The organism is Paenibacillus sabuli (genome assembly GCF_014705605.1).
In the GTDB taxonomy this organism is placed as follows: domain Bacteria; phylum Bacillota; class Bacilli; order Paenibacillales; family Paenibacillaceae; genus Paenibacillus_D; species Paenibacillus_D sabuli.
Genome location: NZ_JACXIZ010000006.1, coordinates 1 through 15,111, shown reverse-complemented (window position 1 = coordinate 15,111; position 15,111 = coordinate 1). Strand labels below are relative to the sequence as shown.

The window sequence follows — 15,111 nt, the reverse complement described above, 5'->3', positions numbered from 1 at the left end:
AAGGGGGAACGATTATCCATGTTCAGAAAAAAAAATGCAACATTGCTGGTGACGGTTTTGATGATGCTCGCGCTGCTGTTGGCGGCTTGTGCAAACGACAATCAGGTGGATTCTGTCGAAAATCAAATGGACACGGAAGGTTCAGTTGACTACAATGAACCCAATGTTACCTTGAAATGGGTGCTGATGGGGCCGGGGGAGCAGAAGGATTCGCAAAAGGTCTGGGCGGCTTTTAATGAACGGTTGCAAGCGTATTTACCAAATACCAAGGTTGAATTTGAGGTTATTCCGGCGGCTGAGTATCAGGAGCGGTGGCAGTTGATGGCAGCTTCGCGGGAAAAGGTGGACCTGGCGTGGCACGGATGGGTTATTCCCTACGCTGATGAGGTGCGCCGGGGTTCCTATATGCCGCTTGATGATCTGCTTGCCGACCATGCACCGGAGCTGATGAAGGAATTTCCCGACTGGGTGTGGGAAAAATCTAAAATCGACGGACAAATCTATTCCGTTCCCAACTTCCAAATGATGGCCAGCACGCCGGTCGGGTTAAAAATGCCGGAAGCGCTACTGCCCTACATGGATGTGGAAAATGTGACAGAGATGCTTGGCGACCGTACGGAGCCTCTCCGGGAAGAGCAGATCCATATTCTGGAATCCTATCTGATGAATCTGAAGGAAGCGGGCAAGCTGCAGGAAGGTTTTAATCCATGGAACTTTGAATGGATTCAGTCTACTGGTTACAGCACGGTGGCGAATCTGGCCGTAGCGGATCAGGATTTTCATGTTGTCAATCTCTATGAGACGGACAATATGCGTTTGATCTATGATACAGCATCGAAGTGGTACGAAGAAGGATTTATTCGTCAGGATATATTGACGATCGACGATGCTCGCAAATTCGAGGGAGTAGAAGGCGGGGATGTGATGTGGATGCACAACTATACGCCGTTTTCTGCGGAGTCGGAAAGTTTAAGCAATGGATTCCCGATAGCTGTATTGCCCTTAACAACCGCCTATACGGTCAGCTCTTCTGCGTCTGGGACCAACATGGTCATTCCCAGCACTTCAGAGCACCCGGAGCGAGCTATCCAGTTATTGGAGTTGATGAATACGGAGAAGGGCAAGGAGTTGTACCGCATGCTCGTCTGGGGGCTTGAGGGAGAGCATTATGAGGTAGTAGGAGAAAATAAGATTCAAACGCTGGATTATGAAGGTGCGCCCGATAGCAATTCCAATTATGGCCTTGATAAGTGGGCGGTAGGCAATACGCTTCACGGTTTTGAAACGCAAGTTGATCCGGAGGGGTATCTGGATTATGTCAAAGAGGTTCATGAAAAAGCGGTGCGCGCCCCCCTTTACGGTTTTCAGATGAACCCGGAGCCGGTCAGGACGGAGATCGCCCAGATCGCGGCAGTAATCGGGGAGTACCATGAAGTGTTGCGCAGCGGAGGCGTCCGGAATGGAGATCAATATTACGAGGAATTTCTAGATAAATTAAGAGCCGCGGGTTCAGAACGGCTGATTGAGGAGGCGCAAAAGCAAATTGATGAATGGCGCGCGGAAAACTCACTTTGATCGACGATATTTTCATTTCGATTTTGCACGGGAACGCATCTATCACGAACAGGAAATGAACGAATTACTGGATATACTTGCCGCACTTGGCTATAACGGATTGTGCGTCTATGTCGAGGGGGCGCTAGACTTCGAAGCGTTCCCGGGAAGCATTAGGCCCGGGGTGCTGACTCGTGACAATGTCCGATGGCTGGTCGAAGCGTGCTGTAAACGGGGGATGGTCTGTATACCGATGACCAACCTCGTTGGACATATGGAGCATTTTATGGTGCAGGAGAGATTTGCGCACCTGGCCAAAGGAGAGCTTTACCAGCTTGACTTTGCACGTAGCGAGGCGGAGGCTTTTGCTTTGACCATTGTTGACGATTTTATCGATATGTTTGCAACAGATGTGCTGCATATTGGAGGCGACGAGGTCGAATTGGAAGAAGCGGAGCAGGGGGCGTATGCCCGCTTCTTGGCCGCTTTGTGTCATAAGCTGCTGGACAGAGGAGTCAGACCGGGCATATGGAGCGATATGATCTGGATGAATCCGCAGTTGATCGATTTTTTCCCCAAAGAAGTTGAAGTTTATGATTGGAATTATTATGGACATCGTTCAGCAAGTCTCTCGATGTGGAAGAGTAAGGGCTTTGAGCGAATCTATGCGTGTCCGTGCGAGAATAGCTGGGAAGGGTTTATCAACGCCCAGCGGATATCCGGTCATCTGAAGTCCCAGCTGGAACCGGACGTCGAGCTTGACGAAATCGAAGCCTTTCTGCAGGATGCTGTGGATACAGAGATCCGTAATGGCGTAATTACGACATGGAGTCATGAGTACGGGAATCCTTTCTGGGCGCAACTGGTTCCCATTGCTAGAGCAGGCCTGTTCATGTCCGGCGACTGGGTCCCCGGCGCACCGATCGATGAGCAGGTGGAGCTACTGTTGTTCGGACGCCATACGCCGTACACTGCGGTCACCCGAACATTGCAGACGCTCGTTCAAAAGCCGTTGCAAGACCTGCGGTCTGTGCTTGATCCGGGTACAGCCCGCAAGGCGCTGTATCATCGGGGGAAGTTATTCGATTTGCTGGATGCTGCTCCTGATATCGGCCCCGGGCTGATCACGAGCTTTGAGCGAGCTTTGCCGGCCATTACGGAGCAATTAACAGCCTGGACGCCGGCGAGCTATAGAGAGGAGCTCTGCCATATGGCGCTGGAGCTCTCGGTGGCTAACATCCGGGCGGCGATAGAACTGTTACGGGTCGGAAGCCAGGCCAGCGCACATTACAAGCAAGCGGCAGAGCTGCAGTACGTGAATCGAGAAGAGAGTGCCGCGTGCTTGCGGCAGGCGATCCGAACGTTCGCCCCGCTGCTTGCCGCATATGATGCACTGGCCGAAGTACTTGATGCGGTAAGCGAAGCCAGCGGTCATAGCCGATCCGATGCGGTGCGGCTTCAACACCGCAAGCAGGATATCGTTCATATGATACGCGGGATAGAGCGTTGCATATCTTTTGTCAATGGCAAGGCGGATCAGGGGCAGCTCCCATTGCCGGCGTGGAAAAAATACATTCGCTACTGTGTCATGCTGCAGCCGATAAGGGGCTATCCTGTTCTTGAAGATGAGTCGGCAAGGTGATCAACATGAATCTCTGATGACCGATTACCTGAATACTGATGTCATTGGAATACGCTCGTTCGCAGAAACCCTGTAATGGTGAATACCTGCATCAGATCAAGCATGCCCCGCGAACGCAGTATCCCGTCGGCGCCCGATCTATGCGCAACCGACCGGCGAGGAGGCGTGCTCTTTCTTTCGGTATCGCACATTTGATAAAATGGAGGGTATCAAGCAGAGTCAGGCATCGGCACCTCACAATGTCCGCATGCCACGATACCATCCAATCCAATGTACGTATTGCGGGAGGGAGTCACGATGTTGAAAATAACCGGTCTGTTCGCAGGTGTGGCGGCACTCGGCGCAGCCGCGGCCGCCGTCTTGGCCTGGTATCCGCCGCTGGGCGGGCGTCAGGAGGCGCGCCGTCGGCTGCACTATGCGCAATCGCCGCATTATACCGGCGACAAGTTCGCCAATCCGTCGGGCGCCTCGGCGTCGATGGAGGCGGGCACGATGCTGGGCGTGATGGGGGAGATGCTTCGGCGCGCGCCCCAGCGCCGACCGTCGCGGCCGCTGCGCGTCGAACCGATGCGGCTGGGGAAGGCAGCGCGCCTCGGCGAAGAGGAAGCAAGCTCGGCCGGAAGCAGCGGGCGAGCGACTGCTACAGTCGCCGCGGACGCTGCGAGCGCTGTGCGCGCCGTCGGTGCGACAGGGCCTGCGACGTCACATGATGCAGCCTCGCATGGTAGCACACGAGCCGGCTCCTCCGTATCCGAGGCGGTCCCGCAAAGCGCGGCACAGTCGGATCCATTGCAAGCCGAATCCGGATCGCAAGACAATGCGCAACCCGGCATCGTACATTCCGACGCAGCCGCATCCGGCGCAGCACGCACAGCGCGCTCCGGGGCTGCCCGCGTGACGTGGTTCGGCCATTCGGCCCTGCTCGTCGAGCTCGACGGCAAGACGCTGCTGCTCGATCCGATGCTCGGCCGCGCCCCGTCGCCGGTGCCCTGGGTTGGCGGCCGCCGCTACAGCGCGGGCCTGCCTGCCGAACCCGAGCAGCTGCCGCCGATCGACGCGGTCATCTTGTCGCACGACCATTACGACCACCTCGACTATGGCACGATTCGCAAGCTGCGGCACAAGGTGAAGCATTATTACGTGCCGCTGGGCGTGGGCGCGCATCTGCGGCGCTGGGGCGTGGCGGAGGCGCGCATCACGGAGCTGGACTGGTGGCAGGAGGCAGATGCGGACGGGCTGCGACTGGCCTGCACGCCGGCGCAGCATTTCTCCGGGCGCTCGCTCACGGACCGCGGCCGCACGCTGTGGTGCTCGTGGGTGATCGCCGGTGCGGAGCAGCGGCTGTTCTTTAGCGGGGACAGCGGCTACGGCGCGCACTTCCGGGAGATCGGCGAGCGCTATGGCCCGTTCGACCTGACGATGATGGAATGCGGCCAATACGATCCGCGCTGGGCGGATATCCACATGCTGCCCGAGCAGACGGTGCAGGCGCAGCTCGACGTGCGGGGCAAGGCGATGATCCCGGTGCACTGGGGCGCCTTCACGCTGGCGTTGCATAGCTGGACCGACCCGGTCGAACGGGTGCTGCGCGCCGCCGCCGAGCACGAGCTCGCGGTGGCGACGCCGCGCATCGGCGAGACGGTCGAGGCCGGCGCGGAGGCCTATCCGATGACGCCATGGTGGATCGAGGCCGAGCGCGCCGACGCGCAGGCGGGCACCCGGCACGAGAGGCCGGAGCGTGAGCGTCGCATGCGGAAGCTATGTCCCCCCGCGAAATAGCGGGGGAGCCTCGCTTTAGCCCGCATCAATCAGCGCCTCCATGAAGGCGCGCAGCGCGTTGTCCGCGATGGCGGCGACGCGCTTTTTGGCCGTCTCTTCGTCCGCCTGGTAGGCCTCCAGCTCCGCCTGGAGCTGAGCGGCTCGGGCGGAGCTGCCGGGCGACCGGGACGCGTTGGGACCAGCCGTCTCGACGGCCAGCGCCTGCTGTAGCTCGCCGAGCAGCAGACTCCAGTCGCGCTCGGGCGCTCCATTGCTGCGATCGGGATAGCGTCGCGCCAGCTCCAGCGCTTCCTCCAACGAGCCGCCGCGCAGCAGCTGTACGGCGATGTAGTCGCCGATGAAGCGATGGCTCGGATCGCGTTCCATGGCGCGATTCAGGGATTCTCCCGCCTCGTCCAGCCGCCCCTGGCGCATCAGCGCGATGCCGTGCCGGGCTAGCGTGTAGCTGGAGACGGCGGCCCCGTCGTCCTCCGCGCGCTCGTAATAACGGGCATACACCTCGTTGTACGTCTCCCAGTCCTGCATCTCGAAGGCATGATCCAGCAGCTTGTACGCATATTCGCTCTCCGGCATGAGCTGCAGGATATCGCGGACGTAGGGCATCGCTTCTTCCATATAGCGCGCCTCGTCGCGGTCTTCTTGCTGCATGCGGCTCCGCGCTTCCAGGATCCGAATGATCCGGCCAAGGCTGTACGTATCCTGCGGATCGCGAGCATAAGCCTCGCGGTACGCCGTCAGCGCCTCCTCCATCTGCCCGTCCAGCATGAGCCGATCCGCCGCGGTCAGCTCGCGAGCGCGCAAGTAGAAGAACGGCAGAGCGCCCACGTGCTCCGGCGCGAGCCGGTACCCCTTGCTGCGCGTCAGCATCCGGTGCTCGCCATCGTAGGCTTCCACATACCAGCTGTAGCGCGCACCGGGATCGGCCATGCCGATGATCGAGACGGGATCGACCGTTCCCTCCTCATCGCCGAACAGAATGGCCTGCGGCGCGTGGTACAGGCGCTCGAGCGGTACGGTCAGCTCCGTCTCTGCGACGTGGTCGTCGATGAGCACTGCGAACGTGCTGGGGCTGTCATAGCCGGTCAGGTTCACGTTGACCGTGTAGTAGGCGGCGCCGTCGACGGGCTCCCAGGCGAATCGGACCTCGTCGCCGCGCAGCACGGTCTCGTCGACCGGCGCGCGCAGCTCCAGCAGCGGTCGCAGCTGGACCTCCTGCGTCAGGACTTCGCCGGATGTCAGGCTGATCCATTCGTCGGTCCGGTACGGGTATGTCCAGCCGTCGATCTGGGCGAAGGTCAAGCCCAGGTGAAGCTGGTAATCCCCCGGTGTGACGGCGGGAAAGGCAAACCGTCCCTGCCCGTCGGTCACCGTCTGATACGGCTCGCTCTCGAGGATGCTGTGCGCAATGTCCTGCCGTGCCCGCAAAAATATGCCGGCATGGGCGACGGGCGTGCCGTCGCTGTAGGTCAGCGTGCCGCCGACGCGGGCGGGGGCATAGGCGCCGTCGGCGGTCGCGGCGGCGAGGCGCGACTCGAGCTTTTGCAGCTCCTCCAGCTCATAAGGCTCCGTGCCGGAAGCCATCCACGCCTCCGGCTTGCGCGTCTTCCACCAGGCTTCATAGGCCGCGCGCTGCTCCCGCACATCATCGAGGGCTTCAATGGGGCTGCCTTGCTGCATGAGCAGCCGGGTGCGCACGCGGACGGCCCGGGCGCGAATGTCCCACTCGTCCGGCGCGGCCTGTGCCAGCTCGGCCTGGATGATGGCCTCGGCCTCGTCCGTGCGGCCGAGCTCGCCGAGCAGCCGCGCCCGCTCCAGCGCGAGCGCGGCCCGGATCGGCGCGATGGCATAGGTGCGGCTCTTCGCCTGGGCCAGCCGCTGCTCGGCCCCTTCGAGCATGGCCAGCGCCGCATCCGCCCGGTCCTCGCCGGCCTCGTATTCGGCGAGCCGCAGCGCGGCGTCGCGATAGTCGAGGTCGATGGGGCCTTGCTCGACGTACTGCGCCAGATAAGGCGCGGCCGCCGCCGTCGAGACGGCCGGGCGCGGCTGCCGGGGCTCGCCGCTGACCATCGTCATCGACGGTCCGGCATATACGTCGAAGCGATGCGCCAGCGGGGCCGCGACGACACCGAGCAGATGCTCGCGAATCAGCGACCAGCGGCGCTCCGGTGAAGGGGCCTCGTCGATCGTCGCCAGCAGCTCGGCCTCGCCGGCGCTGCCCGACGCCCACAGCCGGTCGACGCGCGCGACTTCCAGACGGGGCAGCACGACCGTTGCGGCCAGCACGGCGAGCAGGCCGAGCGCCGCGATCAGGACGGCCAGATGCTTGATTTTAATGCGCAGGATCACGCAGCGCCACCGCCCTTTCGTATTCGTCCTGCCAATATAGGTTGCCGCCGGCCTCCACGAGGGTGCGCTTCGGCTCGTGCACAGCGGTCGGCGCGATGCTGTCGTCCCAAGGCCCGTAAGCGAGCGCGAGGATCAGCACGCCAGCCAGCAGCAGAGCGCCAGCCGGCAGCACGGGCACCTCCAGCTCGCGATTCCACCATGCCGCGAGCCGCTCGCGCCGGGTGGCGGGATGGGTGCGGCGCAGCACCGCCGCCTTGCCGCCAAAGCGCAGCCCTCCCAGCGCCTCCTCCAGACGCGCCCGCACGGCCGCTTGCTCGCTCGCCCGTGTCCGCCCGGCGGCTGGCTCGCTCGCCCGTGTCCGCTCGGCTGGCTCGCTCGCTTGCGAACGCCCGGCCGCTTGCTCGTCCACACGTGTTGGCGCGGCTTCTTGTCCACTTGTCCGTGATCGCAGGGCGGCTGGTTCACCCGCAGTTGTCAGTCCGGCCGGCTCCTCGCCTGCACGCGCTTTTTGCTCCTGCTCCTTATTCGATCCGGGCATCGCCGCTCGCCTCCTCTCGTTCCAATACATGCCGCAGCTGCGTCCGTGCGCGCGCCAGCCGGGACTTCACCGTGCCGGGGCGGGTCCGCAGCTGATGTGCGATCTCCTCGACGCCGAGCTCCTGGTAATAGTACAACGTGACGACCTCGCGATAACGATAACCGAGCCGACCGATCGCTTCGAGTAGCTCGGCGCTGCGCTCGGCCCGTAACAGCAACGCCTCCGGGCCCGGAGGCGCACCGGCGCCGCCAGAGTCCGGCTCGACCTGCGGCATCGGCAGCAGCCGGTTCCAGCTCCAGGCGCGCCGCCGCATGCGGCAGCGGCTGACGACGATGGCGCCGAGCCAGCCGGCGAGGCGAGCGGGATGCTGGAGCTGTCCGATCTTGCGGTAGGCTTGCACGAACGTATCCTGCACCGCCTCCTCGGCGGCCTGCCGATCGCCCAGCAGCAGCGCCGCAGTGCGCAGCAGCCGGTCGCCGTAGCGGTCGATCAGGCCGGCGAGCGCGGCTTCCTCGCCGCGTTGCAGTCGGCGTACGAGCTCTTCGGACTCCTGTTCCAGCTTCGCTTCCCCCTCTCTCTACCCTATAGATGCGGGCTGGCGCGATTCGGTTGCATGACGGCCAGGTTCGTCAGCAGGAGCCGCGCAGCACGAGCGTGCAGGAGAGCGCGATGCGCTCGCGCGGGCTCGACGGGTAGCGGATGCGGCGCTCCAGCGCCTCGACGGCGCGGATGCCGAGCTCCTCCTTGCCCAGATCGACCGTCGTCAGCGGCGGGTCGGACCAGGCTGCGGTGGCGATGTTGTCGAAGCCGGCGACCCCGCAGCGCTCCGGCACGTCGATGCCGAGCGCTTGCAGGCGAGCCATCGTCTGCAGCGCGATGTCGTCGTTGGCGCCGATGAAGCCGTGCGGACAGTCGCCCGGCGCGAGCTGGGCGAGCTTGTCCCCGAGCCGCTCGGCCCATCCGGGCTCCGGGTAGGGGATCGTCCACTTGCGCAGCGTCACCCGCACCTGGCGGGCGAGCGCCTCGGCGGCGGCCATCCGGCAGCCCCACCAGCGCTCGCGGAAGCTGACTGCAAAGCGGTCGTTACCGATAAAAACGAGCTCGGGCGCGCCGGATTCGGCCATTCGGGCGATCAGTTGGCGCGCCGCTTCGATGTTGTTGTTGACCACGGCATCCGCCCCGGCGAACGGATCGTCGTGATCGACGTGCACGATCGCCAGCCCGGACTGCGCCAGCGCAGCGGCGACGGGCAGCGGCAGCGCGCCGATCGCCAGTCCCCCGACACAGCCGCTCGTATCGACATAAGGCGGGATCGGCGCGGCGGCTCCGCTCCCGTCCGGCGACAGCAGCAGGTAATCCCAGCCGCGCGCCTCGCAGGCCCGACCGATGCCGGCGACGACTCGCTGCCAGAATAGCGATTCCCGCCGCTCCCGGTACGGCATCCACACGAGTACGAAGGGGGAGTCGCCGCGGACCGCAGCGTCGTCGCGATCTATAGAGCCGGCGACGTCTGCAGAGCCACCCCGATCTGCAGAGCTGTCGCGGGCCGCTGCTCCGTCGTGAGCAGCAGCGCCGCCTGCTCCCGCGTCGATGCGACCGCGCGCCGCCGGCAGCGGATACCCCATCGCCCGCGCCGTCTCCAGGATGCGTCGGCGCGTCGCCTCGGCGACGCCGGGCTTGCCCCGCAGCGCCTGCGAGACGGTGAATTTCGACACGCCGAGCCGCTCGGCGATGCGCTGCATCGTTACTTTTCCAGTCCTCATCGTGGGTGCCTCCTCTTGACAGCGAGCCGGAATATCCGTACAGTCACGGTGCTGTTAGCATAACATTAGCCTAACAAACCTAACAAATCCAAATATATGGTCTGGAAAGGAACGATGCAACGTATGAAGGCAATTCCTCAAACCGAGCAGCCCGCCCTTGTATTCTACGATCCGGGCTTCCCGTATGCGGGGGAGCGCCCCACCGCCGAAGCGCTAGCGGCGATCCCGAACGCCCGCATATGCGGCGCGAGCGCACTCGCCGAGGCGCTGAAGCAAGGGGGCGGGGCGGCCCCGCTCATCCACCTCCATGGCCCGTACTTCCCGAAGGCGGCGTGGCCGGCGATCCTGGAGCATCTGCGCAGCGGCGGCGGCCTCGTGCATGCCGGGGGCGCGCCGTATCGCATCCCGGTGCGTCAGGGGGCGGACGACTGGCAGGAGGAGCCTGCGCAGACCGCCTACCACCAGACGCTGGGCATCCACCAGGCTATGGCGATCGGGGAGCTGCCCGCGGCGCGTGTCGCGGCCTCGGCGGAGATCCCGCTGCTGGCGGGCCGCGAGGCGCTGCTGGGCGATGCGGCGGATACGCACGGGCTCGTGCTGCATGTGACGCATGCCGCGGATCAGCCGCATGAGCTGGGCTCGGCGGGTCCGATGGATGCGCGCCTCTATCCGCTGCTGACGAGCGTGCTGCCATCCGGGCGCGCGGCGGCCGCTCCGGTCGTGCTGCTGGAGTATGCCAAGGGCGCGTTCGCCGGCGGGCGCTGGGTGATGATCAATCGTACGCTGAGCTCTGCCTTCTGGGCAGGCGGCGGCGCGGCGCTGCTCGGCGAGCTGGCGGCGTTCGCCGCGGCGGGCGTGACCGAGCTGTGGCTGAAGCCGGGCTACGCCTGCTACGAGCCGGGCGAGCGGCCGACGCTGACGCTGCAGCATGAGCGTCTCGGCCGTGCGGGCGCGGCTGCGGCTGCGGCTGCGGCTGCGGATGGCAACGCGGTGCGCTGGGAAGGCCGGCTGCGCGTATACCGGGAGGCGGCGCTGCGCGCGGCGGCCTTGCCCAGCGACTCGACGGATGGCGCCGCAGCAGATGGCGATGCTGCTGGCGGCCCTGCGGCTGCTGGCGCAGCCGGAAGCACATCCGCCGAAGAGGAAGGCAAAGCGGCGGACAATAGCGAAGCCGCGTCTGCGGCCGGGCGGGCGCGTGAGGAAATTCACGCCGAGCCGCTGCGCTTCGCGGCGGGGCGGGGGCTTGGCTTCGAGCGGTTGACGCTGCCGCTTGCGGCGGAGCCGGGCTTTTACACCGTGGAGGCGGAGCTGACGTCGGAGCGCGGCGAGCGGCGGGTGCTGCGCCAGGGCTTCTGGGGCCGCGACGAAGCGCTGCTGCAGGCGGGGGCGCCGCTGCGCGCCGGACGCGATTATTTCACCCGGGCCGGCCGTCCCGTGCCGATCGTCGGCATGACGTACATGACCTCGGACGTGGCGCGCAAGTTCCTCCATCTGCCGAATGCGGCGCTGTGGGAGCGCGACATGGCGACGATGGCCGGCGCGGGCATCAATCTGCTGCGTACCGGCATCTGGACGGCGATCCGGACGATGAGCCTGGCCGACGGGCATGTGAGCGAGGAGATTCTGCGGGCGATCGACGCTTTCTTCCTCTGTGCGAAGCGGCACGGGCTGGAGGTGACGTTCAACTTCTTCGCCTTCACGCCGGAGCGCTGGGAGGGGGCCAATCCGTACCTCGATCCGCGCAGCGTCGAAGCGCAGAAGCGCTTCATCGCGGCTGTCGTGGCGCGCCACCGGGCGAGCACGCATGTGCATTGGGATCTGATCAACGAGCCGTCGATGTTCGATCCGGACAACCTGTGGTCGCCGCATCCGGTGCGCGATCCGTATGAGATCGCGGCCTATCGTAGCTGGCTGCGGGAGCGGCACGGGGATATCGAGACGCTGCAGGAGAGGTGGAACATGACGCCGGAGCAGCTGCCGTCCTTCGATGCCGCGCTGCCGCCGCTGCGCGAGGAGATGGGCATGAATACGACGGAGATGACGCCGCGCCGAGGCGGCCAGTGGCTGGACTTCGTGCTGTTCTCGATGGACATGCACAATCGCTGGGCACGCGAGCTGCGCGAGGCGATCCGGCAGATCCAGCCGGAGCAGCTCGTCACGGTCGGTCAGGACGAGGGGCTGCGCTCGCTGCGGCCGTCGCCGCTCTTCTATGAGGAAGCGGTGGACTACACGACGGTGCATTCGTGGTGGCAGATGGACGGGCTCGTCTGGGACGGCATCTTCACCAAGGCCCCGCACAAGCCGAACCTGATTCAGGAGACAGGCATCATGTACGTCGAGACGCCGGACGGACGTGCCAAGCGGAGCGAGGCCGAGCTTCGCAATATCCTTGAGCGCAAGTATGCGTACGCCTTCTCCACCGGCGGGGCGGGCGCGGTACAATGGCTGTGGAATATCAACTATTATATGGACAATGTCAACGAGTCCAACATCGGCGCGGTGCGTGCAGACGGGACGCAAAAGCCGGAGGCCGACGTGTCGTACGACTTCGGCGCGTTCATCGGGCAGGCTGCGCATTTGTTCGCGGAGCGCCAGCTCGAGGAGGTCGCGGTCGTGTATCCGTTCAGCAACGACTTCTCCAACCGCCGCCTCGCCGACGAGGCGACGCTGCGGCTGACGCGCACACTGGCGCATCGGATGAACGTGCCGTTCCGCGCGCTGGGCGAGTATCAGCTGGGGGCGCTGGCGGAACAGGCGGCGCCGCGACTCGTCATTGTGCCGTCGGCGCACAACTTCTCCGACGAGGCGCTGGCGCGGCTCACCGCGCATGTGGAGCAGCACGGCGGCGTGCTGCTGCTGACCGGGCCGCTCTCGCTGGACGCTTACTGGCGCCCGGGCGGTCGTGCGGCGGAGCTGGTGGGCCCGAGCCGGATCGTCAACGTGCGGCGCGAGGAAGCGCTGGCGCTGGACGGTCGGCTGCTGCCGGTCTCGTTCGGCGGGGCGGGTATCGCCAAGCTGAACAAGGAGCTGCTGCCGGATGCGGACGGCGTGTATGCGGACGGACCGGCGACGCTGCATGAGCGGCCGCTCGGCGCGGGCCGGCTGATCTGGTGCCCGCTGCCGCTGGAGCTGGGCGAGACGTATGAGCCGCTGGAGGAGGTGTACCGGCACGCGCTGGCGGCGGCGGGCGTGGCGCCCGAGCTGGAGTGGCGCGCGGGCGGCGAGCTCCCCGGCGTGTACGGGCGCAAGGTGGCATTTGGCGAAGGGGTGCTGTACGTGTTCGTCTCCGAATACGGCGCGCCCTGCACTGTCGAGGTGCGCGACCCGGCCAGCGGGCGCGGCTACCGCTTCGAGCTGGAGGCCGAGCGCTCGGTGCTGTTCGCTACGGACGCGGCGGGCGAGCTGATCGCCATCTATCGGCCGGACGAGGTGCGGGTGGAGGTCGTGTAGGGAATCGAAGGAGCAGGACTGGTTGACAATATTTCACGATATACAGCATAATGAAGGCATGAAGCACCCCCGAAAGCATCGGAGGCTCTTGAAATCGCAGCGGCGATTTTGGGGCCTTTTTTGTTTTCCAGATTTTATCGAACAAGGTATAATGTAGAGAGGATGTGGAATTATGCGAGTGCGCATTGTCGATTTCGATGGAAGAGCGGTTGCCTTGAGGTTGGAGAACTTTCACATGGAGGATGTAGAGCGAATCAAGGGCATTCCGGGCAGAAGCTGGTGCGAGGAGACCCGGCTATGGCGTATTCCGTGTATGGGGCATCAGCTGCCGACGCTCCAAGCGCGTCTCCCTGAGGCGACGTTCGTGCTGGAAGGTCAGGTCGCAGAGGCCTATCCTTGGCTCCAGGAAGCGTTGTCGGCTCACGTTCCACGCATGGCTCTTGGTGGGACGATGGACGTGGTGAAAAGCCGTCCGATGGACGTGGTCAAGGCCCGGTCGATGGACGTGGTCAAGTCCCGTCCAAGAATGACGGAAGCGGAAGCTGCGGAAGCGGCTGCGCTGCGCCGATTTCACGAGGCGATGCGCCTGCGTAAGTACAGCGCCAGGACGATGCGTGCGTACGCCGGCCAAGTGCGGCGCTTCCTCGGCTATGCCAAGCAAGAAGCCCTGCCGCTCCATCCAGATACGGTCAAGCGTTATACGCTGGGACTCGAGCCATTCTCCTCCGCCTACATCAATCAGGCAATCAGCGCCATCAAGTTCTACGCCTTGCACGGGCTGGGCTGGCCGAAACCGAGCGTGGCCTACGTCCGGCCCAAGCGGCAGAAGAAGCTGCCCCAAGTGCTGTCGACCGAGGAAGTGCTGCGGCTGATCGGGGCAGTGGCGAATCGAAAACATCGTGCGCTGCTCATGCTGATCTATGCTTCAGGGCTGCGTGTCGGAGAGGCTGTCCGCCTGCGCCCCAGCGACGTGGACCATGCACGCGGGACGGTCCGTATCCTGCAGGGCAAGGGGCGCAAGGACCGGCAAACGTTGCTGTCCAAGCAGGCTGCGCAGGCGCTGCTGACCTATCTCAAGACAGACGGACAACATAGTGGCTGGCTGTTCCCGGGGCAGCGGGCGGGGAGGCATCTCACCGAGCGCACGGTGCAAAAGGTGTTCGAAGAAGCGCGTCAGCGCGCAGGTATCGCGAAACAGGTGAGCGTGCATGTGCTGCGGCATTCGTTTGCCACGCATTTGCTGGAGAATGGTACGGACCTGCGCTATATTCAGGAGCTTCTCGGTCACGAGAGCCCCCGCACGACCCAGATCTACACGCACGTGAGCACCCGGGATATTCGGCGCATCGTTAGTCCGCTTGATCGATTGACCTTGCCTGATCGCGACGAGTAAAAGTGGGGCGCCCATACAAGCGTCCAATACATATTTGCGAAGTTCACAAATATGTGAGTTATCTGCAATTCGCACAAGACTAAAACCGAAATAATCTATTAACTTCAAAGGAGATAAAACCAGGTGAATATAAAAGAGACCGGATTCATTTTATTTTTAGAAAATTACGAAGAAAACCTCTCATTCTATACGGAAAAACTTGGACTTAATGTAAGAGAGAGAAAAGATGGTATGTCAAAACTTGATTTTGGTGGAAGTTACTTAATGATTGAAAATAATGGCGTCTTGAATTTGAATGAAAAGAATAGGGCTCAAAATCCTACTGTTATAAGAATTGAAGTACAAAACTTTGATGAAACAATAAATGAGCTTGAGAAACGAAAAGTGAATATTGAAGTGCGAAAATTTAATTGGGGGAAAATAGGAGTCATTATTGATCCTGAAGGAAATAGAATTGAAATAAAGGACTTTTAGTAGTCTCGAAGAAGGCGCAAACAGCAGATAACAACGAGTTCGATGCTGCGCGGCTTTGCCGCTTGGTCCGGACCGGAGGTATGAAGCCAGGAAGTAGAATCAGCCGGACACATCCGACTTCGTCGGACGTCATGAACCCTAAACGTTAACTGAAACCCCTGGTTGAAGGACG

General features: G+C 63.1%; 10 protein-coding genes. 6 read left to right on the top strand and 4 right to left on the bottom strand.

What is annotated here, in order from left to right; genetic code table 11:
* Positions 1-18: 18 nt before the first annotated feature.
* From IDH44_RS01570 to IDH44_RS01560, 3 genes are all read left to right on the top strand, one after another.
* Entirely contained in the window at positions 19-1,575 is a 1,557-nt protein-coding gene (locus tag IDH44_RS01570) for an ABC transporter substrate-binding protein (protein ID WP_190914030.1), read from the top strand.
* Positions 1,547-3,196: a family 20 glycosylhydrolase gene (locus tag IDH44_RS01565; RefSeq protein ID WP_397326730.1), complete on the top strand. Its 1,650-nt coding sequence runs from the start codon at positions 1,547-1,549 to the stop codon at positions 3,194-3,196. Before IDH44_RS01570 ends, IDH44_RS01565 begins: the two co-directional genes overlap by 29 nt.
* 297 nt (positions 3,197-3,493) lie before the next feature.
* Positions 3,494-4,975: an MBL fold metallo-hydrolase gene (locus IDH44_RS01560; protein ID WP_223869282.1), complete on the top strand. Its 1,482-nt coding sequence runs from the start codon at positions 3,494-3,496 to the stop codon at positions 4,973-4,975.
* A 15-nt stretch (positions 4,976-4,990) separates the two neighbouring features.
* On the opposite strand, the gene IDH44_RS01555 is transcribed toward IDH44_RS01560, so the two are convergent.
* The 4 genes from IDH44_RS01555 to IDH44_RS01540 form a co-directional block, all read right to left on the bottom strand.
* Complete coding sequence (locus IDH44_RS01555; protein WP_190914027.1) at positions 4,991-7,321, bottom strand: carboxypeptidase-like regulatory domain-containing protein; 2,331 nt, start codon at positions 7,319-7,321, stop codon at positions 4,991-4,993.
* Positions 7,305-7,859, bottom strand: coding sequence for a hypothetical protein (locus IDH44_RS01550; RefSeq protein WP_190914025.1), 555 nt, complete (start codon positions 7,857-7,859; stop codon positions 7,305-7,307). Before IDH44_RS01550 ends, IDH44_RS01555 begins: the two co-directional genes overlap by 17 nt.
* On the bottom strand, positions 7,843-8,352 hold the full coding sequence (locus IDH44_RS01545) for an RNA polymerase sigma factor (protein WP_223869288.1): 510 nt from the start codon (positions 8,350-8,352) through the stop codon (positions 7,843-7,845). The genes IDH44_RS01550 and IDH44_RS01545 overlap by 17 nt, the downstream gene beginning before the upstream one ends.
* 136 nt (positions 8,353-8,488) lie before the next feature.
* On the bottom strand, positions 8,489-9,622 hold the full coding sequence (locus tag IDH44_RS01540) for a LacI family DNA-binding transcriptional regulator (RefSeq protein WP_190914023.1): 1,134 nt from the start codon (positions 9,620-9,622) through the stop codon (positions 8,489-8,491).
* 123 nt (positions 9,623-9,745) lie between these two features.
* Between IDH44_RS01540 and IDH44_RS01535 the strand changes: the two genes are divergently transcribed.
* The 3 genes from IDH44_RS01535 to IDH44_RS01525 all read left to right on the top strand — a co-directional run bounded on the left by IDH44_RS01535 (position 9,746) and on the right by IDH44_RS01525 (position 14,939).
* Positions 9,746-13,072, top strand: a complete 3,327-nt coding sequence (locus tag IDH44_RS01535; protein ID WP_223869281.1) for a beta-galactosidase — start codon at positions 9,746-9,748, stop codon at positions 13,070-13,072.
* 235 nt (positions 13,073-13,307) lie between these two features.
* On the top strand, positions 13,308-14,465 hold the full coding sequence (gene xerA / locus IDH44_RS01530; RefSeq protein ID WP_223869280.1) for a site-specific tyrosine recombinase/integron integrase: 1,158 nt from the start codon (positions 13,308-13,310) through the stop codon (positions 14,463-14,465).
* Between the two features lie 123 nt (positions 14,466-14,588).
* Entirely contained in the window at positions 14,589-14,939 is a 351-nt protein-coding gene (locus IDH44_RS01525) for a VOC family protein (protein WP_190914021.1), read from the top strand.
* Positions 14,940-15,111 lie beyond the last annotated feature (172 nt).